Raw genomic sequence first — 26,096 nt, 5'->3', positions numbered from 1 at the left:
AAACTCGCGGCGGAGAGGAACACGCCATGAGCCAGACATCGGCAAGCAAACCATCTGCGGAAGCAACCAATGTTGTTCCGTTGACCAAGGATCAGACCTGGGCGCGCATGCGCGTCGAGGCGGCGTCGGCGGCCGCCGCCGAGCCCGTGCTTGCAAGCTTTCTGCACGCCACCATCCTCAATCATTCCTCTTTCGATGTCGCGCTTTCCTACCGGCTGGCGCAAAAGCTTTCCGATGCGGAAATGAACGCCATGTTGTGGCGAGAAGTTTGCGCCGAGGCCTATGAGAGCGAGCCGAAGATTGTTGAATCAGCGCTGCATGACTTGCGCGCCGTATTTGATCGCGATCCCGCCTGCCACGAGTACATGCAGCCATTCCTCTATTTCAAAGGCTATTTGTCCTTGCAGGCGCAGCGCGTCGCCAACTGGCTGTGGCGTCATGACCGGCAAGCGCTGGCGGCGTATCTGCAAAGCCGCATGTCGGAACTGTTCGCCGTCGATATTCATCCGGCGGTGAAATTCGGCAAGGGCGTGTTCATCGACCACGCAACCGGCATTGTGATCGGCGAGACCGCGGTGATCGATGACGATGTGTCGATCCTGCAAAATGTAACGCTCGGCGGCACCGGCAAAGAGACCGGCGATCGTCATCCGAAAATCCGCCGCGGCGCCTTGATCAGCGTCGGCGCGAAAGTGCTCGGCAATATCGAAATCGGCGAAGGCGCGAAGATTGCGGCGGGCAGCGTCGTGCTGAAGGCGGTTGCGCCCCATTGCACCGTCGCCGGGGTGCCCGCGAAACCGGTCGGCGCCTGCAAGGAATCCTCACCGTCGGAAACGATGGATCAGGACTTCAACTACGACACCTATTCGATCTAGATTCACAAACCGCCTTTGCACGCCTGCTTTGCGATATAGGGCGCGCAAGCCTATGGTTTCATCATGATCCCGATTTCAGTTCTCGATCTTTGTCCGATCATCGAAGGCGGCGACGCCGGCCTCGCCTTGCGCAATTCGCGCGACCTGGCGCAATGCGCGGAAGCCGCCGGTTACAAACGCTTCTGGCTCGCCGAACATCACAACATCGCCAGCGTCGCCAGCGCCGCAACGTCAGTGGTCATCGGCTATGTGGCGGACGGCACGAAAACCATTCGCGTCGGCGCCGGCGGCATCATGCTGCCCAACCATGCGCCGCTGATCATCGCCGAACAATTCGGCACGCTCGCATCGCTCTATCCGGAGCGGATCGATCTCGGGATCGGACGCGCGCCGGGCGGCGACATGGCGTCGATCCGCGCGCTGCGCCGGCCCATGCGCGATGGCGGCGAAGATCAGTTCCCGCATGATCTGGCTGAGCTGCAATATTTTTTCGCCCCGCCGGAAGAAGGAAAACTGCAAGCCGTGCCGGGCGCAGGAACCAATGTGCCGATCTGGATTCTCGGCTCCAGCCTTTATGGCGCGCAGCTCGCGGCGCATTTCGGCCTGCCCTATGCCTTCGCTTCGCATTTCGCGCCAGCAGAACTGGAAAATGCGATCCGCATTTATCGCGACCGATATCAACCATCGGAGCGATGGCCGAAACCGCATCTGATGCTCGCCGCCAATGTGGTCGCCGCCAATACGGATGAAGATGCTGAACTGCTCGCCACCTCGCTGCAACAGGCCTTCGTCAATCTGCGCACGGGCCGCGCCGGCACGCTCTTGCAGCCGCCCGTCGCGGGCTATCTCGACACGCTCGACCCGATGGCCCAGTCCATGCTGCGCCAGGTTCTTTCCTGCACTTTCATTGGCGGGCCGGACAAGATTTCCCACGAGTTGAAAGCGTTTATTGAGCGCCACCAGCCCGATGAGATGATTTTCGCGGGCCAGATTTTCGACCATGAGGCGCGCAAACGCTCCTTCGAGATCGCTGCGGATTGCGTTTCCCGGCTTTAGGCGGCATGACCTCGCCTCATGCGCGTAGATGATTTCGATTTTGAGCTTCCGCCCGAGCGAATAGCGCTGGCGCCCGCGAACCCGCGCGATTCCGCGCGGCTCCTCTGCGTGCGCGGGGCTGGCCTCGCCGACCGGGTCGTGCGCGATCTCCCGTCCCTCTTGCGCCCCGGCGATCTGCTGGTCGCCAATGATACGAAAGTCATCCCGGCGCAGCTTTTCGGCCAGCGCGACGCCCGCGACAAAAATCAGGGCGGCGGCGAACCGGTGTCCATCGAGGCGACCTTGCACAAGGATCTCGGCGGCGATGTCTGGCGCGCTTTCGTGCGACCGGCAAAGCGCGTGCGCGAAGGCGATTTGGTGCGTTTCGGCGATGCGCTCACCGCGACAGTGCGCGATCGCGACGGCGCGGAGGCGACGCTTGCCTTCGACGCGGCCGGCGAAAATTTCTTCGCAGCGCTCGACAAAGCGGGCGTCATGCCGCTTCCCCCTATATTGCACGCAAACGCCCGGCCGGCGATGACGACAAGGCGAACTATCAGACCATGTTCGCAGAAGAGGAAGGCTCCGTCGCCGCGCCGACGGCGGGACTGCATTTTACGCCGGACCTTGTCGCCGCCTTGAAAGACAAAGGCGTCAAGCAAACCACCATCACTTTGCATGTGGGCGCGGGCACGTTTTTGCCGGTGAGCGTAGACGACACCGCCGATCACAAAATGCACAGCGAATGGGGCGAAATCACCGAAGCTCAGGCGCGCGAAATCAATGACGCGCGCGCGGCAGGCGGGCGGATCATCGCGGTCGGCACGACCTCCCTGCGCCTGCTGGAAAGCGCGGCGGCGGAAGACGGAACACTCAATCCCTTCGCGAGCGAGACCGACATCTTTATAACGCCCGGCTACCGGTTTAAGGCGGTAGACATGCTGATGACGAATTTTCACCTGCCGCGATCTACGCTGTTCATGCTGGTTTGCGCCTTCGCCGGAACCGAGGCGATGAAAGCCGCCTACGCCCATGCGATTGAACAGCAATACCGATTTTATTCCTATGGCGACGCCTGTTTGCTGGAGTGCAAATCATGACCGATCAAATTTCCTTCGACGATTTCCTGAAAGTCGACATCCGCACCGGCGTGATTGAAAAGGTCGAGCCTTTTCCGAAAGCGCGCAAACCAGCGTGGAAATTATGGGTCGATTTCGGACCGGAGATCGGCGTCAAAAAATCCTCCGCGCAGATCACTGTGCATTACAAGGAAGAAGACCTTGTGGGCCGTCAGGTGATCGCGGTTGTGAATTTCCCGCCGCGCCAGATCGCAGACTTCATGTCGGAAGTTCTGGTGCTCGGCCTGCCTGACGAAAATGGCGAAGTGGTTTTGCTCGGACCGTCGCAGAACGTGCCCAAGGGCGGGAGATTGTTTTGAGCGCTGATTTCTCCTTTTCCCTCCACGCCACCGATGGCGGCGCGCGCACCGGCCAGATCGACACGGCGCGCGGGGAAATCCGCACGCCCGCTTTCATGCCCGTGGGCACCGCCGGCACCGTCAAGGCGATGCTGATCGATCATGTGCGCGCCACCGGCGCCGATATCGTTCTCGGCAATACTTATCATCTTATGTTGCGGCCCACGGCGGAACGCGTCGCATCGCTTGGCGGCCTGCATAAATTCATGAACTGGCCGCGCCCGATCCTCACCGATAGCGGCGGGTTTCAGGTGATGTCCCTGTCAAAGCTCCGCAAGCTGACGGAAGAAGGCGTATCCTTTCAGTCGCATATTGACGGTTCGAAGCATATGCTGACGCCGGAACGCTCCATCGAGATTCAATGTCTCCTGGGTTCTGACATTCAGATGCAACTCGATGAATGTCCGGCGATCCCGATCGAGCATGACAAGGCGCGCGAGTCGATGCTCCTTTCCGCGCGCTGGGCCGAACGCTCCAAGCGCGCCTTTGAAGAAAAATCGCAACCGGGACAAGCGCTGTTCGGCATCGTCCAGGGCGCCAATTACGAAGATCTCCGCCGCGAGAGCCTCGACAAGCTGCTGGAAATCGGCTTCCCCGGCTATTCCATCGGCGGGCTGGCGGTCGGTGAAGGCCGCGAGGAAATGTTCCGCGTGCTTGAGTTCACCACGCCCCATATGGACGCCCATAAGCCGCGCTATCTGATGGGCGTCGGCAAGCCGGCGGATATTGTCGGCGCGGTCGCCCGCGGGGTCGACATGTTCGACTGCGTCGCGCCGACGCGCTCCGGCCGTCATGGCCAGGCCTGGACCAAGGCGGGCGCGATCAACATCAAGAACGCCCAATATGCGGATGACCTGGCGCCGCTCGACCCGGACAGCGCCTGCCCGGCCAGCCGCGACTATTCAAAAGCCTATCTCCACCATCTCTTCCGGGCCGGGGAATATCTCGGGCCGATGCTGCTGACCTGGCACAATCTGCAATATTATCAGGATCTTATGGCCGGCATGCGCGCCGCCATCGCGGCCGGGCGCTTCGCCGATTTCGTGGCGGATTTCCGCGCCGAGACCGGCGAAAACCTTGTGTGAAATTGGCGCGATTTTCCCGCCTCGAATCGGTTGACCGCGGGATAGGCCGCCCCTATGTTCCGCGCCTTCCAAGGCGGTTGCCGCTTCACGAAGCTCGTGGGCGGCTTTTCTTTGCCGGGTATCGCATTCTTGTCTCGCGCTGCCCGTCGCCGTTGTGGGCCCTTAGCTCAGCCGGTAGAGCAACTGACTTTTAATCAGTAGGTCGATGGTTCGAACCCATCAGGGCTCACCACTTTTCCTTATGTAATTCATGACATTAGGAGCCCCGCCCCGGCGGCGCGCGCGACAGCGCGCCTCGCGGCGGTTGCCCGTCTTTGAAAGTCACAGCGGCCAGCGGGCTATCGCTTATTCAGCGGGTTCGCAAATCGCGCCCACATCCAGCATCGGCGCCGCGTCCAGCCCTTCCGCATCGAGCAGCGCCGCCGTACGCTCAAGCGCGGCGACCAGAAAAGACTGCTCCCACTCTTCAAGCTTTGCAAAGCCACGCTCAAAGCGCTGCTGCAAAATGCTCGGCGCGCGGTCGAGCATGGCGACGCCGGCATCGGTCAACGTGACAATGATGCGGCGCTTGTCGCTTTCATCGGGCGTGCGCTTGAGCAGTCCACGCGCTTCCAGCTTGTCGATCAGCGCCGTCACCGTGGCCTGGCTCAGCGAAATGTCTTTCGCCAGCATGCTGGGCGCGGCGCCGCCGGATTTCGCGATCATCTCCATCAAGATGAGTTGCGACGGCGTCAGCCCGCATTGTTTCGCAAGCGCGCGGGAGCTGATCTCCGTTGCGCGCAAAATCTGGCGCAATGCGATCAGGGCGTGATCATTCCGGCTCGTCATGAGATTGCATCCCCTTCAGCAAAACCGGCCCCTTCCCTAACCAGCCGTTTCCTCCCTTAAGCCGAGGTACAGGCTGACGCAACACGCCAGCAATACGACCGTAAAGGGCAGCCCCGCCGTAATCGCGCCCGCCTGCATCGAAGACAATGCCGCCGCGCCGCCGCCCACAAGCAGCACAATGGCGATCAGCCCTTCCATTGTCGCCCAGAAAATACGTTGCGGGATCGGCGCATGGAGTTTGCCGCCGGCGGTGATGCTGTCGATGACCAGGGAGCCGGAGTCAGACGATGTCACAAAGAACACCATCAGCAGCGTTATTGCGAAGAACGACGCGAACTCCGCCAGCGGCATGTTCTCCAGCATCTGGAACAGGACAAGCGAGACATCGGAAACGCCCGCAGGCAAGGCGCCGACGCCTTGCTTCACCTGATCGATCGCGGTGACGCCGAAGGAACTGAACCACACCACAGCGACAATCACCGGCACAACCATCACGGCGAGCAGGAATTCGCGAATGGTCCGCCCGCGCGAAACCCGCGCAATGAACATGCCCACAAAAGGCGACCAGGAAATCCACCATGCCCAGTAAAAGATCGTCCAGCCATGGAACCATTCCGTATCCTCGCGGCCGATCCAGTTGCTGAGGCGTAAGCTGTCGGTGACATAAGACAGCGTATTGACGCCGTAGCTCTTCAAGATGGCGAGGGTCGGCCCGGCGATGATGACAAAAGCGAGCAGCGCAAGCGCCAACACCACATTGATGTTGCTCAAAATCCGGACGCCCTGATCAAGCCCGCGCACAACCGAAAAAATCGCCATGGATGTTATGCCCGCGATCACGATGATCTGCGTGCCGAGCCCGCCATCAATACCGAAGAGAAAATGCAGTCCGCTCGCTGCTTGTTTGGCGCCAAGCCCGAGGGAGGTGGCCAGGCCGAATATGGTGGCGATCACCGCAAGCAGGTCGATGACATGCCCCGGCCAGCCCCAGACCCGTTCCCCCAAAAGCGGATAGAAGATTGAGCGAATGGTCAGCGGCAAACCCTTGTTGAAGGTGAAGAACGCCAGCGACAGGCCCATCACCGCATAGATCGCCCATGGGGTCACGCCCCAGTGAAAAATCGTGGCGCTGAAGGCGAGGCGTTCGGCTTCCGGCGTGCGCGCCGCCACATCGAGCGGCGTGCCGAACCAGTCCGTATAATAGGCCGTCGGTTCCGCCGCGCCGTAAAACACCATGCCGATGCCGACCCCGGCCGAAAACAACATGGACAACCAGGAGAGCGTGCCGAAATCGGGCCGCGCATCCGGCCCGCCCAACCGGATTTTTCCCATGGGCGAAAGACCGAGAAAGACACAGAAAAGAAAAACGACATTGCTCGCGAGTACAAAGAACCAGTCGAAATGCTGAAGCGTCCAGTCGCGTGCATGAACCAGCATGCCGCCAGCGCTTTCAGGAAAGAGCAATACCGATCCGGCGAAACTCAAGATCAACGCAGCGCTGGTGAAGAAGACCGGGTTGTGAATATCAAGGCCCAAAAACTCGATATTGTCCTGCCCGGTCGTGTAATCCGTTTCATAAACGGACTCTTCCGGCGCCAGTTCTTCCGGCAGCATGTCTTCATTCTCATTTGTCACGCGCGATACTCCGTCAGCGCAGATCCGAGCGCCTGTTTCAATGGATCAAGAAAGGGTTCAAACCGCCGCCATTGATCGACGCCGGATTTGTTGATGGGCTTGCGCACCTGTTCAGAACTCGCCGTGCGCACGGAACGCTCGGTCTTGTGAAAATCGAGACAGGCCGGCTCGAATGGCAGACCGCAAAAATCGAGCATCCGGCGCACCTGGCCTTCAAGATCGTCGATCACGTCTTCATGCTGCACACGCAGCACCTTGCCGGGCAGCGTCGCATCCCAATGGCGCATCAGTTCCACATAGCCGCGATAATAACGCCCGATATCGTCCAGCCCGTAGGTGAACTCCTGGCCTTCCGCGAATAATTGCTTGAAGCCGCTGAAGCAGCAGGCCATGGGTTCGCGGCGCGCATCGATAATCTTTGCGCCCGGCAGGATCAGATGAATGAGCCCCACATGGCGGAAATTGTTGGGCATCTTGTCGATAAAGAACGGCGCGCCCTGACGGTGGATGCGCGTATCTTCGATATACGTCTCGCCCATCTGCGCGAGTTTTTCCGCCGATAAGCTCTGCAGAATTTTCGGATAATCAGACTCGCCGCTCGCCCGCCGGCGCCCTCGCAGGCTCTGCGACAGCGACAAAATATTCGGCAGCTCCAATGTGCCGTCAATCTGGCTGTGCGAGGCGAGGATCTGCTCCAGCAAGGTCGAGCCCGCCCGCGGCAGACCGACAATGAAAATCGGGTCCGGCGCATGATGGCCTTGCTCCGCGCGGGACTTGAAAAGCTCCGGCGTGCAGACTTCCATCTGCGCGCGAAACTCCTTGTCCATATCGTCGGCGCTGTATGCGCTTTTGAGGCGCTTCAGCTCATTGCCGCGCGCATAATAGGCGAAGGCCGTTTCCACATCGCCGCGATCTTCATAGGCCTTGCCAAGCGCGAAGCTGAGATGAAAGCGGTCCTGATAGGCGATGTCGCCGCGCGCTTCCTGTGCGCGCATCGCTTCTATCTCGCTGTCGCTGAATTTATAGGTTTTGAGATTGGCGAGCGCGTAATAGGCGTCGCCCTGTTCCGGTTTTGCAGCGAACGCCGCGCGGTAAGATTGGATCGCTTCGTCACTGCGCCCGCATGTTTTCAAGGCGTGACCGCGCGAGGTCAGGGTCGCCGGATCGTTCGGGATCGTCTCCAGCACCTTGTCGAACAAGGCAAGCGCCTGTTCGAAATCGCCGGTTTGCAGAGTCTCAATTGCGTAATGCGACTGGAATAAAGGATTGCCCGGATCGCGGTCATAGAGCGTTTTCGCCTGATCAAGCGCCGCCTCGAATTTCTGCCGCTTGCGCAGCAGCTGAATGAAGTCGAGGCGAAGCTGGATATTGTCCGGCTCGAAGGCGATGGCGCTTTCAAGCAGAAACTCCGCATCATCGAGAACGCCGAGACGCGCGCCCACATCGGCGAGCAGGCGCATCCCCTCCACATGGCGCGGATGCGCCTGAAGAAAGCGGCGGCAAAGATTTTCCGCCTTGATGAGCTTTCCCTCATGAATGAAATTCGTAACCGCGAGGAGTTCCCGCGGAAGGTTTGCAAGCCTTTCCGCCTGGGCTTTCGCCTGCGCCGCTTCTTCAGGACGCCCGAGCCCGCGCAAAATCTCATCTTGCGCGCGCCAGCTTGCTTCAAGCGCCGGATTGGCCCGCACCGCCTGCGCAAAGGCCGACAGCGCCGCCTCCGTCTTGCCAAGTGAACGGGCGAGATGCCCCTCCTCCTGAAACGCCCGGCCAAAATCCGGCGAAACCGATTTCAGCTTTTGCAGCAGCCCTGCGGCGCGTTCGGGATGTTTCAAATAACGCTCGCACACCGCGCCCATATAGAGCGCGTCAATGGAGTCCGGCGCCGCGTGGAGCACCGGCGCCAACAGCGCACGCGCCTCTTCAAACCGCCGGGCGGTCATCAACCGCTGCGCGTCTCGAAATACGGCTTCCGTGTTTTCCTCTGCTGTCGACAAATGCGCCGCCTCTAGGTGAAAAAGCGCCCCTTTTTTGAGGGGCGCTCTTTGGAAGTGGTTACTCGCCGGCTCTCACCAGCGCCGCCCTTAGTAAGTGTAGCCGAACCGAACGCCGATCGTGCGCGGACGCAGGACTGTCGTGCGATGGCGGTCGTAAACGAAGTTGTTCGCCAGCTCGCCATGGGTGTTGCCGAGATTTTCACCAAAAAGCTCAAGCGACCATTGTTCGCCGGCGACGCCGACAGACGCGCTCACCGTGCGCCAGGCGTTCACTTTCGCCTTGTTGATTTCGATGATGTCGCTGAAGGACGATCCCGAATAAACAAGTTGCGACTGCAGATGCGCGCTGAGGTCCGAGGACAGGTTCCATTCATAGCGGGCGCGGATATTGCCCTGGAATGTCGGCGCATAAGCAAGCTCGCCGCCGACGATCACGTCATCGGTCGGCGTCAGCACTTCGGTGATTTCCGTGTCGAGTACGGAATAGGCGCCGGTCAGCGTCAACCCTTCCACGGCGGCCGGGGCGAAGATCACATCGCCCTCGACGCCGCGAATTTCCGCATTCGCAGCATTATCCGAGAAGAAGAGGTTGGTGATGCTGGGGTCGAAAATCGTTGTCTGCAGGCGCTCGATTTCAACGTAGAAAGCATTGCCGTTGATTTGAAGCTGGTTATCAAACAACTGCGTCTTCCAGCCAATTTCATAATTGGTGACTTCGTCGGTATCGATCGCGAAGGGAACAGTGTAGCCGCTGCCATTGGTGGCGCCGCCGGGACGATTGAGCAGACCCGGACGGAAGCCCTGGGAATATGTTGCGTAGAACAACAGATCATCCGTTGGCGTCCAGCTGACATTGCCTTTGAAGATGAAGCCGTTTGTCGACGCCGTATCCGGCGCGCCCAGGGCGTTGAAGATCTGCGTCGCTTGCGCTTCCGACAAAAGCGGGTCCGCCGCCATGATGTCGGCGACAGACTGGCCTTGGGTGTAGGTCAGGTGACGGCTGGTGTCGCAGGTCCCGCGGAAGGTGACTTCGCCATCGCCATTATAGATGTCGCTGATATCCGTGCCGAACGCATTCGCATCCGCCTGAAAGGAGTTGCAGAAGGACGAGTTCGCGCTGCCTTCGAAATCAACTTCAATATCGTAATAGCGCGTGCCGAAAGTGAGCGTCAGCGTATCCGGCACAAGCTCGAAGCTCGCTTCGCCGAAGAAGCCGAGCTGTTTGTCGGTGCGGCGAATGTCGTTTCTGAAAATCACATCCGCCGGGAACGGGCCGTCATCTGAGGTGAAGCCGGTCGTGAAGGGGAAGTTCGGCGCAAAGCCGTTATTCGGATGACCGGCGACCGGCTGACCGAAGACATCGGCGAGGACCGAGCCCGGATAGGTGAAGTCGTTGCGCTCTTCCAGAGTCAGATCGCTGTAGAAACCGCCGACCGTCGCGCGCAGGCGTTTGTCCGCCGGCGTGTTGAAGCGCAGCTCATGGGTGAAGACCTGCGTCTGCGTGACAGAATCAACAAACAGGTTCGGCGCCTGACATGTGCCCGCCGGCGCGCCGCCCGGATAGGAGACGCCGCCGTCGCAGATGTAATAAGGCAGATACTGGCCCACATAGAGATAGTCGGAATAGTCGACGCGCTGATTGGTGTCGCGATCGGTAAAGGCGCCGGTGTAAAGCGCTTCCAGCGCGCCAAGGCGGCCTTCAACGGTCCAGCTTGTATTGTGGAAGTCGTCTTCGAGGCGGTCTTCTTCAAAACGCTGAATCTCGTAATCGCCAAGCTCGGGGTCGGTGAAGAACACGCCGTCGGAATCGAGGTTCTGGCGCGCATGCGCAACCGTGATGCGCCAGTCATCATTCACTTCATACAGCATCGAAGCACGGAAGCCGGTGTATTTCGTGTCGTTGAAGTCTTCCTCAACCAGATTGGCGTTGTCGGCGTCGAGGAAGGTCACGCCGGAAAGATCGGCCGTGGACTGGAAGCCTGCGCGTTGTGCGGAAACCGGAACGCCATTGGCGCGAACTGTCCCCTCTGGGCGGAAGCGAGCTGAATCCGATGCGTTGCGCGTGCCGGCGACATTATCGATATACCCGCCGGCGTCATCGACATAGCCGACGATGCGCAAAGCGACATTGTCCGCAACCGGAAGATTGAGCATGCCCTGGAACTGGTTGCTGATCTCGCCGCCTTTCGTCGTCGAAAGGCCCGCCATGGCGGATGCCTGAAGTTCGCCGAGGCGCGGCTTGTTGGTGATCAGGCGGATCGTGCCGGCCTGAGAGCTTGCGCCGAACAACGTGCCTTGCGGCCCGGGAAGAACCTCAACGCGCTCAAGGTCGACTGCATACACATCGAGATTGCGGCCCGGCTGCGCCAGCGGCTGCTCATCAAGATAGAGCGCGACATTCGGCGCCAGGCCCGCCACCCCCGCGGTGGTCAGGTTCGGCGTCGTTGAGGCGAGACCGCGAATGTAAATCGTGTTTTGTCCCGGCCCGCTGCCGCCGGCGGTGACGCCTGGCAATTGCACCAGATAGTCGGAGAAATTATCGACGCGCAGCTCATCGAGATTTTCCGAACCAAGCGCCTGAACAGCGACAGGAATGTCTTGCGCGTTCTCGGCCCGCTTGGTGGCCGTCACAACGATCTGGTCCACCTGCGCATAGGCGGCGGTGGAAAGGACGGCGGAAACGGCGATGATAGAAGCGCCGGTCAGGTACTTTTTCACTAAATTATCCCTCGAATTGGTTGCCCCGCCTTGCTTTGGCGGGCTTTTGAACGCCGGGACGCGAAGACGCTCGAAAAGCGCCTCAACGCGACTCACACCGGCAATGTGATGGTGATGCGGGTCGTTATAGAGATTATTTCGAGAAACGAAACATATTCCGCCAGACAGATCGCATATATCGCTAAAGCGCTGTTATATATGTGTTATTTTCCGCACCATCGCCTTCTGGCGAAATTTATTTCGGATTTCGATATAAATACCCGCTCGCGCAGATACTGACCGGCCGCCGCCCGGCGCTTTTTCAGGGCCCGGCGCATGAAGGTCCGGCGCACAATCGAGAGAGCAGGCTGGTTGCTGGCGACCCCCGCCGCTACATGATAGAAATCCGGCAGAATATGAGGATGGAACCCGCCGAATAATGATGCGCCCCGTGACACATGTGGTTCTTGCGGTGATGTTCGCCCTTATGGGCGCGCTGCAAGCCGCCTGCGCCTGCGCGCCGCATATCTCCGCCCCGGCGATGGATCACGGATCTGCAGCGCATCACGCCGCCGGTCCCGCCATGCAATCCGGCCATGATCATGGCGCTATGGCGGCGCATGACTCCCACGCAAATGAAACGCCGCCGCATGAATGCGGCGACGGTTTCGACTGCACGGCGCAAGCGAGCTTCGACATTATTCAAGGCGCGCGCGCGGACGCAACAATCGCCGCGACCGTCAAGACAACGACAGCGATCCTCGCCTCCGCGACGCATTTCCACGCGCCGCCCCAACGCGCAAACAGCCTTCATGCGCCCCCGCATTGGTCGGCGCCGCCGCGCTCCTCGCCGGTTTCCCTGAAAACCCGTCTCCGCACCTGATCGGGCCCGCGCTGCTTTGACCCTTACGCAGGGTCGCATGCGTTCACGCCCTCAATCAGATTTATGGAGACATCCAGATGAAGCTATCTTTTTTCAATGCGCTTTGCGCAGCTCTGCTCGCCGCGTCTGCCGCGCAAGCCCAATCCGCCCATGACACTATGAGCCATGAAGGTCATGGCGAGTCGCGAACGATGAGCGGCCCCGAAGCAACAGGCGAAAATGAATGCGTCATGCCCATGGGCGCAGGCGTGATCGATGCGCTGGACGTGAAAAACGCCACAGCGAAGCTGACGCTCGACCCCATCGACATGCTCAACTGGGACGCCTCTACACGCGATCTTCCGGTTGAAAGCGCAATGGTCGACCTCGCCGCATTCTATCAGGGCGAGAAAGTGCACCTCATGCTGAAGCCCGCCAAGAAAGACGCATGGTCAATCGCCATCATGTGCTCGGTTGAAATCGACGAAGGCGCGCATCAGGCCTGCATGACGAAAATGGGCGAAGAGCAAGTGAGGCTCGCGACCGCCGCCGGGAAAGATTGCAGCAATGCAAAAACCGACGCGTCGCACCATCACGGCCATCACTAGCGCCACCGCTCAAGGAATATTTGAATGTTTACGAGACGACATTTGTTGCAAGGCGCGACTGGCGGCGGGCTCTATGCCGGCGCGTTAAGCCTCCTGCCCGCATGGGCGCAATCCGACCATCATGGACATGGCGCGCGACAAAGCCCCGCCGCGCTCACCGGTCCGAATTTCGACCTCGCCATCGGCCATTCGAAAGCGATGATCGACGGACGCGAAGGGCATGCGGTGACAGTGAACGGAACATTGCCGGCGCCGTTGATCCGCTTCCGCGAAGGCGAACGCGTGACCATGACGGTGCGCAATACGCTGGATGAGGACACCTCCATTCACTGGCATGGCTTGCTGGTGCCGTTTTACATGGACGGCGTGCCAGGCGTTTCCTTTCCGGGCATCAAGCCGAAGCAAAGCTTCACCTATGAGTTCGCCGTTCCGCAAAGCGGCACCTATTGGTATCACTCGCATTCGGGTCTTCAGGAACAAAGCGGGCTTTACGGGCCGATCATCATTGACCCGGCGGGCGCAGACCCGGTCGCCTATGACCGCGAATATGTGGTGGTGTTGTCAGACTGGCTGTTTGAACATCCGCACAAAGTCTACGCCAAGCTGAAGAAGAACAATGAAGTCTTCAACATGCAGGAACGCACCGCCGCGGATTTCCTGCACGATGCAAAGGACAACGGCCTCGGCGCCACCATCAAAGACCGCGCCATGTGGGGACAGATGCGCATGTCGGCGACCGATATCGCAGACGTGACCGGCGCCGCCTACACCTATCTGATCAACGGACATTCCACGGAGGATAACTGGACAGCGCTGTTTGAAACCGGCGAACGCATTCGCCTGCGGATCATCAATGCATCGGCGATGACGATTTTCAATTTCCGCATTCCAGGCCTGCCGATGAGTGTGGTGCAAGCGGATGGCCTTCCGGTGCGGCCCGTCGACACGGATGAATTTCAGATCGGCGTCGCCGAAACCTATGACGTTATCGTTGAGCCGACGCGCGCGCGTCCCTTCGCCCTGGTCGCGGAATCGATTGACCGCTCGGGACAGGCCGTCGCGACGCTGGCGCCGCGCCCGGATATGCGCGCCACGGCGCCCTTGCTGCGCGAACGCCCGATCCTGACACATAAAGATATGGCGATGGATCATGGAAACATGGGCGAGATGGCCGGGATGGATCACAGCGCCCATCAAATGGGATCGGCGCCCGCGAAACAGGAACATCACCACAAAACCGGAATCGGCGTCGACATGGTGGCGGCTGCCCCGACAAACCGGTTGAACGAACCCGGTCTCGGACTGGAAAATGTTCCCCATCGCGCCTTGCGCTATACCCAGCTCAACGCCCTTGCGCCCAATCCGGACCCGCGCCCGCCAGAGCGGGAAATTGAAATTCATCTCACCGGCAATATGGAACGCTTCATGTGGGGCTTTGACGGCGTCAAATTCTCCGCCATCGAAAAACCCATCACGCTCCATGAGGGCGAGCGCGTGCGCTTCACCCTCGTCAACGATACGATGATGACGCATCCCATCCATTTGCACGGCATGTTCTTCGATCTCATCACCGAAGACAGCAATCATCGCCCGCGCAAACATACGGTGAATGTAAAGCCCGGCGAAAAACTGTCATTCGATGTGAGCGCCGATCATGTGGGCGACTGGGCGTTTCATTGCCATCTCCTGTTCCACATGCATGCGGGCATGATGCAAGTGGTGTCTGTCCTGCCGAAAGGCGAAGGCGCACGGGCGACTGCGATGGATCATGGCGATATGCCAATGCCTGAACAAACCAGCCATCAGCATGGGGAGCATTGATCATGACCTATCGTGAAATATGCACCGCCCTGCTCTTCGCCTGCTCATTTTCCGGCGCCGCACTGGCGGAAGAAGAGAGCAACCCGCCATGGGCACAGGCGGACGCCTATCACGACGCCGGCGAGATGGCGGCGTCGCGCCGCGCCGTTCTGAAAGAACATGGCGCCGGCACGGCCTATTATGTTCTCGGCGACCGGCTGGAAATCCAGACCGGCGAAGGCGATCCGGCGCTGGTCTTTGAAGGACAAGCCTGGTGGGGCGGCGACCGCAACAAGCTGCGTCTCAAGACCGAGACGGAATATTCCTTCGACGACGACGCCTTTGAAGAAGCGGAGCTACAGGCGCTGTGGTCGCGCGCCATCTCCCGCTATTTCGATTTCCAGGCGGGCATCCGCCATGATTTCAGCCCCGACCCGTCGCGCAGTTACGCGGTTGTCGGCGTGCAAGGCCTCGCCCCTTATTGGTTCGAAGTCGACGCCGCGCTTTTCGTCAGCAACAAAGGCGATGTCAGTGCTCGGTTAAAGGCTGAATATGAACTGATGCTGACCCAGCGACTGGTGTTGCAGCCCAGCGCGGAGGCCGACATTTCATTTCAGCAGGTCGATGCGTTGGAAACCGGCGCGGGCCTGTCGGCAATCGAACTCGGCGCGCGGCTTCGCTATGAGATCAAACGCGAATTCGCGCCCTATATCGGAGTCAACTGGTCGCGCCAGACCGGCGGAACCGCCGACTTCACCCGCGCCAATGGCGAAGACCCATCCGCCCTGTCGCTTGTCGGCGGCGTCAGGTTCTGGTTCTAGCGCGCTCGCGGCTTCGCGTTAGAAGTCGTAATTCAGATTAACCCGGAAGGTCGTGTCGGTTTTGACGCGGCCATCCGGCGGGTCAGTTTCATAACGATAGGTGTAGGAAATCCCGGTCGACAGCGTGTCGGTGAACGCCGTCGTCAGCGCGGTGTTCGACAGCAGCGTCGTTGTCGGCTCCGTCCATGTTGCGTCGAAATTCTGCTCGAATTTAAGCCCGTCGCGTATGACCTGATGAAACTTGGCGGCGCTGTAAAAGGCGAAGTGACTGTCGGTTTCGCGCGTGTCGTCGATCGGCGCATATTGGTAGCCCGGTCCGCCCTCAAGGCTGAGCGCCGTCTTTTCAGAACGAATGAGCCAATGCCCGGCGCCAAGCCCGGCGAACAGGCGGTAGTCGAATCCTGAAAACTCATCCTCATCGTACGAGAACCGCCCATAGGCGAAGCTGTCTTCGCTGACCGCATAGTCGAGCTTGTAGGACCCGCCCCAGCGCTGCTGGGTTTTGACGCCCTTTGACCGGCCGTAATCGAAAAACATTTTCAGATTATGGGTGAAATCGCCATCGGGAAGCTTGGCGTCGACAAGGAGACCCGCCGCCGAGTTGCGCGAATTGCCGGTCGAGATGACGCCCGAGGCGCCGACCTTGCCGGTCCAGTCGCCAAGGCCGAGAAATTTCGGCGCCGGCGCGGGCTGGACCGATTGTTCGGCGGTGCGCGGTTTGACCTTGGGCGCCGCCGCGTCCTGCTTCGGCTTATAGCGCACGACCAGCCGGTCATAGTCGCCATCAAGCGGCATGATCAGCGCGCGCAGATAATCGCTGTAAAGGCGAATGGCTTCTGCATGTTCGGGATAGACCTCCCGCGTCGCATAGGCGACCGCCCCCACCTGGGAGGCGTCATCGGTCTTCGCGGCGACATCGAGCATGGCGCGAATGCCGGCGGGCAGCGTGTCCCGCGCCGCCGCGACCTCCGGGGCCGGCGCAACGATATAGCTTGCGGTGATTTTGTCCTGGGGCTCGGCGGCCCATGCCGGCGCAACGGCGGCGACTGTAATTCCCAAAATCGTCCATATCCGGCGCAGCGACATGTGACGGGCCTTTCACGCTTACTCGATTACATTTTTGAACCGCCGGCAAAATACACAAAATCGCACGCCTTCCAAACGGTCTGAGGCTAAATTTCAGCGTATAAAAAACGCGCCTTCGCCGGATGGCGAAAGCGCGTTGACAGGCTTGGCTTTAACAGGGACGCGAAAAATCAGATCTCGCTTGCCGCCCCGCGCGATGACCATGTCCTCGCGGTTATTTTCGAAGTCGCTGGCGCTGTGGCGTTCGCGCAATTGCGTATCCGGCTCGCCGAAGGTGCGGTTGACCATTGCGCCGCGCTTGACCGCCGGACGCTCGCCAATCAGATCGACCCAACGGTCGAGATTTTTATATTCATGCACGGAGAGGAATTCCTGCGCCCCATAGGCCGCACGCATCATCGAGCCATACCAGGGCCAGATCGCCATATCGGCAATGGTGTATTCGTCCCCCGCCATATATTTGTTTTTCGCAAGATGCGTGTCGAGCACATGCATCTGGCGCTTGGTCTCCATTGCATAGCGGTCGATCGCATATTGAATTTTGAACGGCGCATAATTGTAGAAATGTCCGAAGCCGCCGCCGACAAAAGGCGCTGAGCCCATCTGCCACATCAGCCAGTTCATCGTTTCGGCGCGCTTGTAATGCTCGGTCGGCAGGAAGGCGCCGAATTTTTCCGCCAAATAAAACAGCATCGAGCCGCTTTCGAACAGGCGCGTCACCGGGTCGGTAGAGTGGTCCGCCATGGCGGGAATTTTCGAATTCGGATTGATCTCGACAAAGCCGCTGCCGAACTGATCGCCGGCGCCAATGCTGATCATCCAGGCGTCATACTCCGCACCCGCATGACCGGCGGCCAGCAACTCTTCGAGCATGATGGTGACCTTCACGCCGTTGGGTGTGCCGAGCGAATAAAGCTGCAGCGGATGCTCGCCCACGGGCAGCACCTTTTCACTGGTCGCGCCGGAGATCGGCCGGTTGATGCTGGCGAACTCGCCGCCATTCGCCGCGTCCCATGTCCAGACCTTGGGCGGAACATAGCCCGTAGGCAGGTTTTTTGACGGATCGTTATTGTCGCTCATGGGGCCTCATTCCTCTTCTTCATGTGCTCGTCTAGATAGCGGCTGGGGCACCCTAAGCGAACACACAAAGCGTTGATCGACTAAATTGGAAGTGCTTCCTTGCCTATGAAGCGCAAGCGGGCCCATGCGCCCTCGCCGCGCCCTGGTGGCCAATAATCCGGCCCGAAATCTTGAAACGCGATTTGCCGCACCTCATATCCTTGTCATGGGAGAGGGAAGTAAGGGCTGATCCCAGCAAATACGGGCGATTAATAGTAGATTATTGCATTTCATCACGAGCGGCGCACAATCTTCACGCGCGCCGCCGGCAGCGGAACTGCGCCCGATTGCAGGCAAGGTGGATTGGCCTTAACGATTCCCACGGGAACACGAGCAGCAAAGGGGGCCCCGGATGGCGGCTGATGACGACCTCACAAACCGGTTCGAAGCAGTAAGAGCGCGCTTGCGCGAAACCCAGAGCGAAGCGGCGGAGAAAACCCGCCGCACCGTGAAGACCAGCCTCAGCGGCGAAGTCGAAACGGCGGAGCGCACCTCTATTGAGGAAACCGAAGCCTTCCGCATTCTGACGGATGCAAGCCTTGATCCGCGCCAGAAGATTGAAGCACTGACGGCGCTGCTCACCTTTGACGAGGAAGACCTTGAGGGCAATGTTCAGCGCCTGAACGAGAACCGCGCCATCGTCGCCGCCCTGCTCGCCGATTTCACCCAGCACAATAAAGAGAGCATCGAACTGGTTCGTGACAACCCGCTGTCGCATCTCCGCACCGGCATCAAGGATGTGTTCGAGGAATATCACTCGCTGGTCGGCGACCGCGCGGACCTCAAAGCCAAGCTGGAACTGATCGACGAGCTGATCGAACAGAAAGGCGGACCGCAAGGGCTGATCGACGCCATGCTCGCCGCCCGCGACAAAGAGCTTGAAAAGAACGCGCTGGAAAAGGCGCTGAACGAAGCGACAGGCGCCGTCGAAGGCTTGAACGAGTTTCTCGCCGGCCAGGCCGCGAGCGTGAAAGCCCTGTCGCGCGCCATTGAAACCGATGAAAAAGACGCCTTCCTGTTCTTCAAGGGCGAGAAGAAGAAGCTCCTCACCCGCCGGCGCGAACAGCGCACCGTGGCGGAAGCCGCCATTGAAAAGAAAAAGACGGAACTGGTTCACGCTTCCGAAGCGCTGGAAGAGCGCGCAGCCGCTTATCAAGGCTTTATCGACACCGATGACTGGCGCATCAATGAAAAGATTCTTGAAATCCTCGATATCGGCAATGAGGAATTCATCGAGCGGGTCAAGGCGCTGTCGGATCTGACCTTGTCTTACATCGACAACACCGAAGAAACCCTGACCGGCGTGCGCGAACAATTGGAGTCGCTTCTGCAGCGCGTCACCGGCGTGCACACGCTGACGCACAACACCAAGGAAAATGTCGCGGTGCTGCTCGATGCGCAGCGCGACGCGCAGGAAAAGAACGCCCATGCGTTGAAAGCCTTTGAGGCTGCGCCGGAAGCGACCGGCGTCGATGCGCTGACCCATGAAAAGAAAAAGCGCGCCATCAACCAGCACATTTCCGCCATCGACAAGACCATTCAGTCGACAGCCGCCGTTTCCGGCGAGCTTGGCAAAATCGAATCGAGCCTGACCAATTTCAAAGACCAGATGGAAGAAGGCCTTGCCGACGCCATTGAACAGCAAATGCTGGCGGTCGGCTCTGCGGCGGTCTCCGGCAACAACACGCTGATGCGCGTTGAGGGGCTGGCTACTTTTGTTCAGTCGGTCATCACCAAGGGCCAGTACACCAAAGAATCCGAGGCCGCGCTGGGCGATCTCGCCAAAGAAATGGAGCGCGCGCTGATGGGCCGGATGGCGAAAAACGCCTCGATCCGCGACCTCAATGCGACGCTGAAAGAAATGGCCGACTCGATCGACGTTAAAAACGACGTGGTCCTTGAGATCGCCGAAGAGCGCAAGGCGCTGATCGACAAGCTTATCGAGCAGTCGGAAAATCTCGCCCGCGCCAATGAAGACGCCCTCGCCATCGAAGCGACGGTAAACAAAAAGCTCTATACGGAGGATGAATAGAGACCGGGCAATCGCGGGAGGGAATGATGGAAAACAAGCTGCTCTTTGATCTTGAAGACTATCTTGACCTGGTCGAGCCCGGTTTCGAGTTTGTCGGCGAAGGTGATATCGAGAAAATCTCGAGCATTCTTGGTCAGAACCAATATTCGAATCTGATCTATGCAGGCCGTTCCGGCGTCGGCAAGACCGCCAATCTTTACGGCATCATCCAGAAGAAAAAGAAGACCATCGAAGGCAAGATCGGGCCGAATGAAAAGCGCCTGCCCTTGCATATGATCGACCGGCGTTTTGTGCTGCTCGACACCAACACGCTGTTTGACAGCAACGACCCGCAGAAAATCGAAAAGAACATCAAGCTGGTTTTCGCCGAACTCGACAAGCCCGGCGATCATGTGCTTCTCGTCGAGGACGGCAACGATCTGTTGCGCGGCATTGACGACAATCAGGTGCAGGGGCTGATTTCCATTCTGGTGCGCGAGCTGAAAAAACGCTCCTTCCATTGCATATTGATGGTCCGCGACGAGCCGGGCAAAAACAAGCTTGGCGAAATTCTCAATTGCCATTCCGACATCGCCGAACTCTTCACCGTGCTGGAGAAAAAGCCGCCGGCGCGCGAAGAAATTCTTGAAATCATGACGCGCTCAAAGCCGGCGATTGAAAAGCATTTCGACAATCTGACGATCAGCGACGACGCCAATACAGAAATCGTCAATCTGACGCTGCAATTCCCCAATCTGTCGATGTATATGCGCCATCAACCGGCGCGCGCACTCAGAATGCGCGATCGCGTCGCCAGCCAGTTTGTCTCGCGCCGCCAGGCCCGCCCGCCGGAGCTTGATGCGCTGGAAAAGAAACTCGTCGCGCTTGAAGACAGCCCGGCGAATGCGTCCGAACGCGCGAAACTCTCCAAACAGGTCGATGACATCACCCGACTGTGGGAAGAGCGCGCCCGCGCATTGGGCGCCGCCTATCTGGAAAAACGCAAACATGAACGCGGCCTTGAAGAACTAAATCTCGAACTCGCCAAGGCGACTGACGCGCTGCGCGCCGCCTTTCACGAGGCTCATGGACGTGAGGCGAGCGAACGCGATCTCGCCGCGCATAAGACCGTCGAAATCAAGGATGTCGAAAAATATATCCGCGAGACGACGCGCCTGCTTGAAGAGGCAGACAAACGCGCCCGCGCCGTCCGCAGCGAAAACAACGAAACGCTTGAACTCACCGTCGCCGATGTGCGCGACTTTTTCAGCGAGATGTCCGGCATCCCGACAAAAGACCTGAACGCCGATGAAGCGACGCGCGCCCTGGGACTGGAAAGCCGCCTGAAAGAAAAAATATTCGGTCAGGATGATGCGGTCGCCACCATCGCCGACGCGGTGCTCACCGCAAAGGCCGGGCTGAACAATCCCGAAGCGCCCATCGGTTCCTTCATCGCAGTCGGTTCCTCCGGCGTCGGCAAGACCTATTCCGCTGAGTGTCTCGCAGAAGATTTGTTCGATGATGCGGACGCCCTCACCGTTTTCGACATGTCTGAATTCATGGAAAAACACACGGTCGCGCGGCTCATTGGCGCGCCGCCGGGCTATGCCGGTTATGGCGAAGGCGGCATGCTGACCAATGCGGTGCGCCGGCGCCCCTATCAGGTGATCCTGCTCGACGAGGTGGAAAAGGCCCATCCGGACGTATTCAAGATCCTGCTGCAATTGCTCGACAAGGGCCGCCTCAGCGACGAACTCGGCACGGTGGATTTTAAAAACACCTTGTTCATCATGACGACCAATCTCGCGCAGCATTTGAGTTTTGACGCGGCGCGCACTTCGGAAAACTCCAGCGAGGATATCAAGAGCGAGATCCGCAAGATCTTCCCGCAGGAATTGATCAACCGCGTCGATGCGTTCCTCTTGTTCAAGGCGCTGTCGCATGAAGACATTGCGCGCATCGTCAAGCGCCTCATCGCCAAAAAGAATGACAATCTGAAGCGCCAGAAAAAAGCCATCGAGATCAACCTGCCCGATGAGGACATCGCCGAAATCGTCGCGCGAAAATATCTGCAGGAAGAAGGCGCGCGGCAGGTGCAGAAATTCGTTCAGAACAATCTCATCAACGAAGCGGCGAAAATCGTGCTCACCCATTCCGGCGATGCGGCGGGCGGCGCGATCAATGCGACATTCAACCCGGCGGATGACAGCTTTTCCTGGGACTTTGCGCCGGCCCGCGCGGAGGCGGCTGAATGAGCGGCGATGACGCCCTGAACGCCGCCCGCGCGGCGCAAAAAAGGCGCGCGCGGCGGCGCAAGAAACCATCGCGCCAAAACGGGAAAAGCAATCCGCCGCGGGCAAGATCGCGAGCGCGACGAGACTGCTCGCGCTCTGGAATAAAATCGAAGCCCTGTTCGACATGGTCTGGAATGGCTGGCTGAAACCGGTGACGCGTTTTCTCTCGCCGATCACGAAGCGCGTTGTCGGCTTTTATCGCTGGAGCTTTGCGAGTTTCGCCTATAAAGGGCCGAAAGAAGCACGCGAACTTTCCCACAATCGCGCCGGGGTCACCGTGCTGGCGCTAGCCGTCATCACCATCGCCGCGCCCTTTGTTCTGGTGCAGCAAATCATCCCGACAATTTCGCGCACGATCTATGATGCGGGCATGCTGGCGACCATGAAAGAAGATCACCTTTTTCTGGGCCGCCCCGACCTGATCAATCCGGAGCGCGAATTGTTTCAGGTGATGGGCTGCCGCGACATTACGGGCTGCGACGGCGGCGACAACACGATCTATTACCGCCTGCGCGACAACATCATCATGGACGTCAAATACTGGACGACGCGGTTTGAGCCCTATGACCCGGCGGAAATCGCCGGGGCCATGGTGAGCGAATTGAATGACTGCACGATCCGCTATTATGGCCGCCGGGTGAAGGCTTTCGGCTGGTATCCCTATATTGTCAACGCATCCTGCGTGCCCGTGGGCGCAAGGCCGCAAAGCGCGCCCTGACGCTTACGCCCAGCCGCCTTTTTCAAGCCATGCGGCGCATTCGGGTCCGAGTTCTTCAAGCGCTCTGGCTTCGTAGCGCGCGGAGTCTTCCGCCGTTAAACCGTCGCGCCAGCGCCCGTTCGAGCCTTTGTTGATGAAGGTCTTGGCGCCGCCTTCCCAGAATACACCGCCGCCGGGCGCGCAGGTGTCGGCATTCGCTTTCATATAATCAAAGGTGCAGTGCTCGAGAATGGCAGGCCATTTATCCGCACCCGGCTCAATATCAAGGAAGTTAGCGACGCGCCGGATCGAACCTTCAAGGTCTGCTTTCATATCGTTGAAATGAATGAGCATGACATTGGGCATTTCGCGAATCTCCCACCAACTGCGCACATTCTCCCACATATCCCAGACCGGAAAGCCGTTCTCGTCGAGCCATTCAAGGAAATACTGGCGCGGGTCTTCCGTCGGCGGCGCAAGCGGCGGCCCGACAAGATCGGGCACGGCGTTCAGCATGTCGTAAAATTCCGGCGTGAACGCCTGGTGATGATGATGCATGCTCCAGATCATGTCGCGGCCGTCGCGCGCGATGTAGAGATGTTTGATCTCCGGGCGGAAAACGAAGGCGTCCACCGGCAGATGCGTTTTCAGAAACCGGCGATGGGTTTGCGCTTCCAGCGCGGGCAACTTCACCTCGCGCGGCGGCAGACGCAAATCGACCCAGGGCGACAACTCCGGCACGTCGATTCCCTCTTCCCCCTCAAACACAAGCTGCGAGACGATCTGCTGCATCCAGGTCGTTCCGGCCTTGGCGAAAGTGGCGATGATGATGTCGTCATCGCGGAACGGAAAATCATTCCAGATGGTCAGAATCCATATGGTTATTGTGGATTTCGCGGGTTTTGACCGGCAGCTCATGTGATGGGGCGTTCATAGGGGCCTCTCTCCATTTCACCGCGACCTTCTACGACCGGGGCGGGCGCCAGCCTAGCCCAGCCAAAGCGATTCGCCGCATCCGGCGCACGTTTTAACCCGTTCTTTGCCGGGGGCATGCTAGCCTTCGGCCAGGGGTTTGGCGGCGCGCCCATTTGCGGTTATGGGAGGGGCGCGGCAAGCAGAACGGGCGATCATGAAGAACTATAAACGCGGCAAACCGATTGCGGTTTTGGGCATGTCCGGCGTCGGCAAGACGCGCATCGCCTCAATGCTGCGCGCCCAGGAACGCTGGTTTCATTACTCTGTCGATTACCGCATCGGCACCCGCTATATGGACGAAGCGATTGAGGACAATTTCAAGCGCGAGGCCATGAAGGCGCCGCTGCTGCGCGATCTCCTGCTCTCTGATTCTGATTTACATCTCGTCGAACATCACCTTTGACAATCTTGAACCCTTGTCGACCTATCTCGGCAAGCCGGGCGATCCGGCCAAGGGCGGCATTCCCTTCGACGAATATGTGCGCCGCCAGCGCCAGCACCGCGAGGCGGAAATCAGCGCCATGCTCGACACGACGCTGTTTATCGAAAAAGCGCGCACGGTTTACGGCTATGACAAGTTCATCTGCGACACATCCGGCTCGATCTGTGAAGTGGTCGACCCGGAAGACAAAAACGATCCGGTGCTGAGCGCCCTGTCCGAAAGCTGCCTGATCATCTATATCGCCGGCGATGAAGCCCATAAGGAAGCGCTGAAGGCGCGCTTCGACCGCGCGCCCAAGCCGATGTATTACAATGAAGACTTCCTGCGCCAATGCTGGGCGGACTATCTCGCCGCGACCGGCGTTTCGGAAACGCAAGTCGATCCGGATGCGTTTATCCGCTGGGGCTTTGCGCGGCTCATTGACTGGCGCGCGCCGCGCTATGAAGCGGTGGCGAAAAACTGGGGCGTGAAAATCGCCGCAACCGATATCGAAAAAGTTCAGACGCCGGATGAGTTCCTGAACCTTGTGGACGCGGCGGTAAAGACGCAGCGCTAAGCCGCGCTAATGCGGCAAGGTCAGGTTTGAAATCAGCGACACCACTTCCGGCAGGCGATTGCAGCCGGTTTTCTCGATGATTTTACGGATCTGCGTGCGCACGGTGTTTATCGATACGCCGCCTTCTTCCGCAATCTTTTCTACGGACACGCCCGCGCCAAGCTCGCGCGCGACGCTCGCTTCCGCCGCCGTCAGATCAAACAGCGAGCGCAGCAAGTCGGCAGAGGGCCGTATCTTGTTGTTGAGCGGATTGAACACCAGCAGCGCATAGCCTTTGGCGAAAATGTCATGGGCCGACCCGCTAATGGGCACGATATGGGCCACATGAGTGGGGCGACCATCGACATCCTTGATCGCGAAGGACTGCACGGCGGAGCGCTTGTCGAGGGAGGCGAGCGACGCCTGCAACATTTCATTCGCGTCATTGTCTTTCAACACGACGCGTTCATTGGCGCCCCAGCGGACGATGCCGGACATTTGCGCCGCGTCGTCGCTGCATTCCACGCCGACGCCATTGAGGTCGAGCAGGATTACCGGGACGGAGAGTTTCGAGAACGCGTCTTTCGCGCTTGTCGCGGTTTGCAGCCCCATGCGCGCGGCGACCATCGAAGCGCGGGCGAGATGCGGGCGCAGCGAATTGAGCAGCTCGATATAAGACTCCTCAATCGGGCCGCGCTCATGATTGCGCTCGACGCTGACGACAATGTGGTCGCCCGTGGGCATGACAAGCCCGGTGCCCGCCGACCAGCCGAGATCGCGCGGATAGAAAAATTCCTGATAGATTTCGTTTTTCTCAAGCTCGTCTTCGGTCCAGTAATCGAGCTCGGTCAAAAACGCGGAATGCGCCTTTTCCAGAAGACAGACCCGCCGGCCGCAGCGGCGAAACCAACCGCCCTGAAGATATTCGTCAAAGGCGCCATAGACGCTGTCGCTCGCGGTCCAGTTGAGGGTTTTCTGCTTTGTCGACAGCAACAACCCGCCCCTGGACTCGGTCATGTCGGCGAGGTCTTTCAAGATGGCGGGCCACATATCCGGAACGAAGGAGGCCTCGTAAATACGGTCGATAAATTCTGAACTCATGACGCCCCCAGGCATAGGCTACGCATTTGCAACGCCGCCATTTTGCGCGAAGGGCAATGCCCGGCGCCATGCGACAAGTGCGCCGGGACACGCGGAAAAGCGCATCGCCGCGAACAGCG

General features: G+C 59.4%; 19 protein-coding genes, 1 tRNA gene and 2 pseudogenes. 14 read left to right on the top strand and 8 right to left on the bottom strand.

Features of this window, described 5'->3' with window-relative positions:
• Positions 1–26 precede the first annotated feature (26 nt).
• The 6 genes and pseudogenes from cysE (at position 27) to AC0L8G_RS06755 (ending at position 4,704) form a co-directional block, all read left to right on the top strand.
• Complete coding sequence (gene cysE, locus AC0L8G_RS06780; RefSeq protein WP_473387886.1) at positions 27–875, top strand: serine O-acetyltransferase; 849 nt, start codon at positions 27–29, stop codon at positions 873–875.
• 63 nt (positions 876–938) lie between these two features.
• Positions 939–1,931, top strand: a complete 993-nt coding sequence (locus AC0L8G_RS06775) for an LLM class flavin-dependent oxidoreductase (RefSeq protein WP_473387884.1) — start codon at positions 939–941, stop codon at positions 1,929–1,931.
• Positions 1,932–1,949: 18 nt separating this feature from the next.
• Positions 1,950–3,010 (top strand): annotated as a pseudogene (queA, locus tag AC0L8G_RS06770) (tRNA preQ1(34) S-adenosylmethionine ribosyltransferase-isomerase QueA).
• On the top strand, positions 3,007–3,348 hold the full coding sequence (locus AC0L8G_RS06765; protein WP_473387882.1) for a tRNA-binding protein: 342 nt from the start codon (positions 3,007–3,009) through the stop codon (positions 3,346–3,348). Before queA ends, AC0L8G_RS06765 begins: the two are co-directional and overlap by 4 nt.
• Positions 3,345–4,472, top strand: coding sequence for a tRNA guanosine(34) transglycosylase Tgt (gene tgt / locus AC0L8G_RS06760; RefSeq protein WP_473387881.1), 1,128 nt, complete (start codon positions 3,345–3,347; stop codon positions 4,470–4,472). The genes AC0L8G_RS06765 and tgt overlap by 4 nt, the downstream gene beginning before the upstream one ends.
• Positions 4,473–4,628: 156 nt before the next feature.
• A tRNA-Lys gene (locus tag AC0L8G_RS06755) sits at positions 4,629–4,704 on the top strand.
• A 113-nt stretch (positions 4,705–4,817) separates the two neighbouring features.
• On the opposite strand, the gene AC0L8G_RS06750 is transcribed toward AC0L8G_RS06755, so the two are convergent.
• From AC0L8G_RS06750 to AC0L8G_RS06735, 4 genes are all read right to left on the bottom strand, one after another.
• The gene (locus AC0L8G_RS06750; protein WP_473387879.1) at positions 4,818–5,300 is read right to left on the bottom strand and encodes a MarR family winged helix-turn-helix transcriptional regulator; all 483 of its coding nucleotides are present in this window, start codon (positions 5,298–5,300) and stop codon (positions 4,818–4,820) included.
• Positions 5,301–5,336: 36 nt separating this feature from the next.
• Positions 5,337–6,914 (bottom strand): BCCT family transporter, encoded by a 1,578-nt coding sequence (locus tag AC0L8G_RS06745; RefSeq protein ID WP_473388820.1) that lies wholly within the window; start codon positions 6,912–6,914, stop codon positions 5,337–5,339.
• 17 nt (positions 6,915–6,931) lie between these two features.
• Complete coding sequence (locus tag AC0L8G_RS06740) at positions 6,932–8,875, bottom strand: tetratricopeptide repeat-containing sulfotransferase family protein (protein ID WP_473388819.1); 1,944 nt, start codon at positions 8,873–8,875, stop codon at positions 6,932–6,934.
• Positions 8,876–9,016: 141 nt separating this feature from the next.
• Positions 9,017–11,647, bottom strand: coding sequence for a TonB-dependent receptor (locus tag AC0L8G_RS06735; protein WP_473387878.1), 2,631 nt, complete (start codon positions 11,645–11,647; stop codon positions 9,017–9,019).
• A 430-nt stretch (positions 11,648–12,077) separates the two neighbouring features.
• Between AC0L8G_RS06735 and AC0L8G_RS06730 the strand changes: the two genes are divergently transcribed.
• The 4 genes from AC0L8G_RS06730 (at position 12,078) to AC0L8G_RS06715 (ending at position 15,717) form a co-directional block, all read left to right on the top strand.
• A complete protein-coding gene (locus AC0L8G_RS06730; protein WP_473387877.1) occupies positions 12,078–12,509 on the top strand; it encodes a hypothetical protein in 432 nt (143 codons plus the stop codon).
• Between the two features lie 77 nt (positions 12,510–12,586).
• Positions 12,587–13,096, top strand: coding sequence for a copper-binding protein (locus AC0L8G_RS06725; protein ID WP_473387875.1), 510 nt, complete (start codon positions 12,587–12,589; stop codon positions 13,094–13,096).
• A gap of 24 nt (positions 13,097–13,120) precedes the next feature.
• Positions 13,121–14,917 (top strand): copper resistance system multicopper oxidase, encoded by a 1,797-nt coding sequence (locus AC0L8G_RS06720; protein ID WP_473387874.1) that lies wholly within the window; start codon positions 13,121–13,123, stop codon positions 14,915–14,917.
• 2 nt (positions 14,918–14,919) lie between these two features.
• Entirely contained in the window at positions 14,920–15,717 is a 798-nt protein-coding gene (locus AC0L8G_RS06715) for a copper resistance protein B (protein WP_473387872.1), read from the top strand.
• Between the two features lie 18 nt (positions 15,718–15,735).
• Here AC0L8G_RS06715 and AC0L8G_RS06710 read toward each other — a convergent pair whose 3' ends face one another.
• Positions 15,736–16,803, bottom strand: a complete 1,068-nt coding sequence (locus AC0L8G_RS06710) for a DUF481 domain-containing protein (protein ID WP_473387870.1) — start codon at positions 16,801–16,803, stop codon at positions 15,736–15,738.
• Positions 16,804–16,896: 93 nt separating this feature from the next.
• Positions 16,897–17,883: a glutathione-dependent disulfide-bond oxidoreductase gene (gene yghU / locus AC0L8G_RS06705; protein WP_473387867.1), complete on the bottom strand. Its 987-nt coding sequence runs from the start codon at positions 17,881–17,883 to the stop codon at positions 16,897–16,899.
• Between the two features lie 391 nt (positions 17,884–18,274).
• On the opposite strand from yghU, the gene AC0L8G_RS06700 reads away from it, so the two are divergent.
• From AC0L8G_RS06700 to AC0L8G_RS06690, 3 genes are all read left to right on the top strand, one after another.
• A complete protein-coding gene (locus tag AC0L8G_RS06700) occupies positions 18,275–19,954 on the top strand; it encodes a hypothetical protein (RefSeq protein WP_473387865.1) in 1,680 nt (559 codons plus the stop codon).
• 23 nt (positions 19,955–19,977) lie between these two features.
• Complete coding sequence (locus tag AC0L8G_RS06695; protein WP_473387863.1) at positions 19,978–22,188, top strand: AAA family ATPase; 2,211 nt, start codon at positions 19,978–19,980, stop codon at positions 22,186–22,188.
• A 163-nt stretch (positions 22,189–22,351) separates the two neighbouring features.
• Positions 22,352–22,945, top strand: coding sequence for a hypothetical protein (locus tag AC0L8G_RS06690; protein ID WP_473387861.1), 594 nt, complete (start codon positions 22,352–22,354; stop codon positions 22,943–22,945).
• Positions 22,946–22,948: 3 nt separating this feature from the next.
• Here the strand turns inward: AC0L8G_RS06690 and AC0L8G_RS06685 are convergent, their stop codons facing one another.
• Positions 22,949–23,842, bottom strand: coding sequence for a sulfotransferase domain-containing protein (locus tag AC0L8G_RS06685; RefSeq protein ID WP_473387859.1), 894 nt, complete (start codon positions 23,840–23,842; stop codon positions 22,949–22,951).
• A gap of 211 nt (positions 23,843–24,053) precedes the next feature.
• On the opposite strand from AC0L8G_RS06685, the pseudogene AC0L8G_RS06680 reads away from it, so the two are divergent.
• Positions 24,054–24,897, top strand: a pseudogene (locus AC0L8G_RS06680) (ATPase).
• A 6-nt stretch (positions 24,898–24,903) separates the two neighbouring features.
• Here the strand turns inward: AC0L8G_RS06680 and AC0L8G_RS06675 are convergent.
• Positions 24,904–25,977 (bottom strand): helix-turn-helix transcriptional regulator, encoded by a 1,074-nt coding sequence (locus AC0L8G_RS06675; RefSeq protein WP_473387858.1) that lies wholly within the window; start codon positions 25,975–25,977, stop codon positions 24,904–24,906.
• Between the last annotated feature and the right edge of the window lie 119 nt (positions 25,978–26,096).

The organism is Hyphococcus sp. D3-15, assembly GCF_055809375.1.
This window is presented reverse-complemented; position numbering and strand designations above follow the sequence as displayed.

Excerpts from the sequence above, each read along its gene's own strand:
- AC0L8G_RS06715 (WP_473387872.1), top strand. The coding sequence starts at position 14,920 with ATGACCTATCGTGAAATATGCACCGCCCTGCTCTTCGCCTGCTCATTT.
- AC0L8G_RS06700 (WP_473387865.1), top strand. The coding sequence starts at position 18,275 with ATGGCGGCTGATGACGACCTCACAAACCGGTTCGAAGCAGTAAGAGCG.
- AC0L8G_RS06745 (WP_473388820.1), bottom strand. The coding sequence starts at position 6,914 with ATGCTGCCGGAAGAACTGGCGCCGGAAGAGTCCGTTTATGAAACGGAT.
- AC0L8G_RS06750 (WP_473387879.1), bottom strand. The coding sequence starts at position 5,300 with ATGACGAGCCGGAATGATCACGCCCTGATCGCATTGCGCCAGATTTTG.
- AC0L8G_RS06725 (WP_473387875.1), top strand. The coding sequence starts at position 12,587 with ATGAAGCTATCTTTTTTCAATGCGCTTTGCGCAGCTCTGCTCGCCGCG.
- AC0L8G_RS06710 (WP_473387870.1), bottom strand. The coding sequence starts at position 16,803 with ATGTCGCTGCGCCGGATATGGACGATTTTGGGAATTACAGTCGCCGCC.
- AC0L8G_RS06740 (WP_473388819.1), bottom strand. The coding sequence starts at position 8,875 with ATGACCGCCCGGCGGTTTGAAGAGGCGCGTGCGCTGTTGGCGCCGGTG.
- AC0L8G_RS06685 (WP_473387859.1), bottom strand. The coding sequence starts at position 23,842 with ATGAGCTGCCGGTCAAAACCCGCGAAATCCACAATAACCATATGGATT.
- AC0L8G_RS06695 (WP_473387863.1), top strand. The coding sequence starts at position 19,978 with ATGATGGAAAACAAGCTGCTCTTTGATCTTGAAGACTATCTTGACCTG.
- AC0L8G_RS06675 (WP_473387858.1), bottom strand. The coding sequence starts at position 25,977 with ATGAGTTCAGAATTTATCGACCGTATTTACGAGGCCTCCTTCGTTCCG.
- yghU (WP_473387867.1), bottom strand. The coding sequence starts at position 17,883 with ATGAGCGACAATAACGATCCGTCAAAAAACCTGCCTACGGGCTATGTT.
- AC0L8G_RS06720 (WP_473387874.1), top strand. The coding sequence starts at position 13,121 with ATGTTTACGAGACGACATTTGTTGCAAGGCGCGACTGGCGGCGGGCTC.
- cysE (WP_473387886.1), top strand. The coding sequence starts at position 27 with ATGAGCCAGACATCGGCAAGCAAACCATCTGCGGAAGCAACCAATGTT.
- AC0L8G_RS06775 (WP_473387884.1), top strand. The coding sequence starts at position 939 with ATGATCCCGATTTCAGTTCTCGATCTTTGTCCGATCATCGAAGGCGGC.
- AC0L8G_RS06765 (WP_473387882.1), top strand. The coding sequence starts at position 3,007 with ATGACCGATCAAATTTCCTTCGACGATTTCCTGAAAGTCGACATCCGC.
- AC0L8G_RS06690 (WP_473387861.1), top strand. The coding sequence starts at position 22,352 with ATGGTCTGGAATGGCTGGCTGAAACCGGTGACGCGTTTTCTCTCGCCG.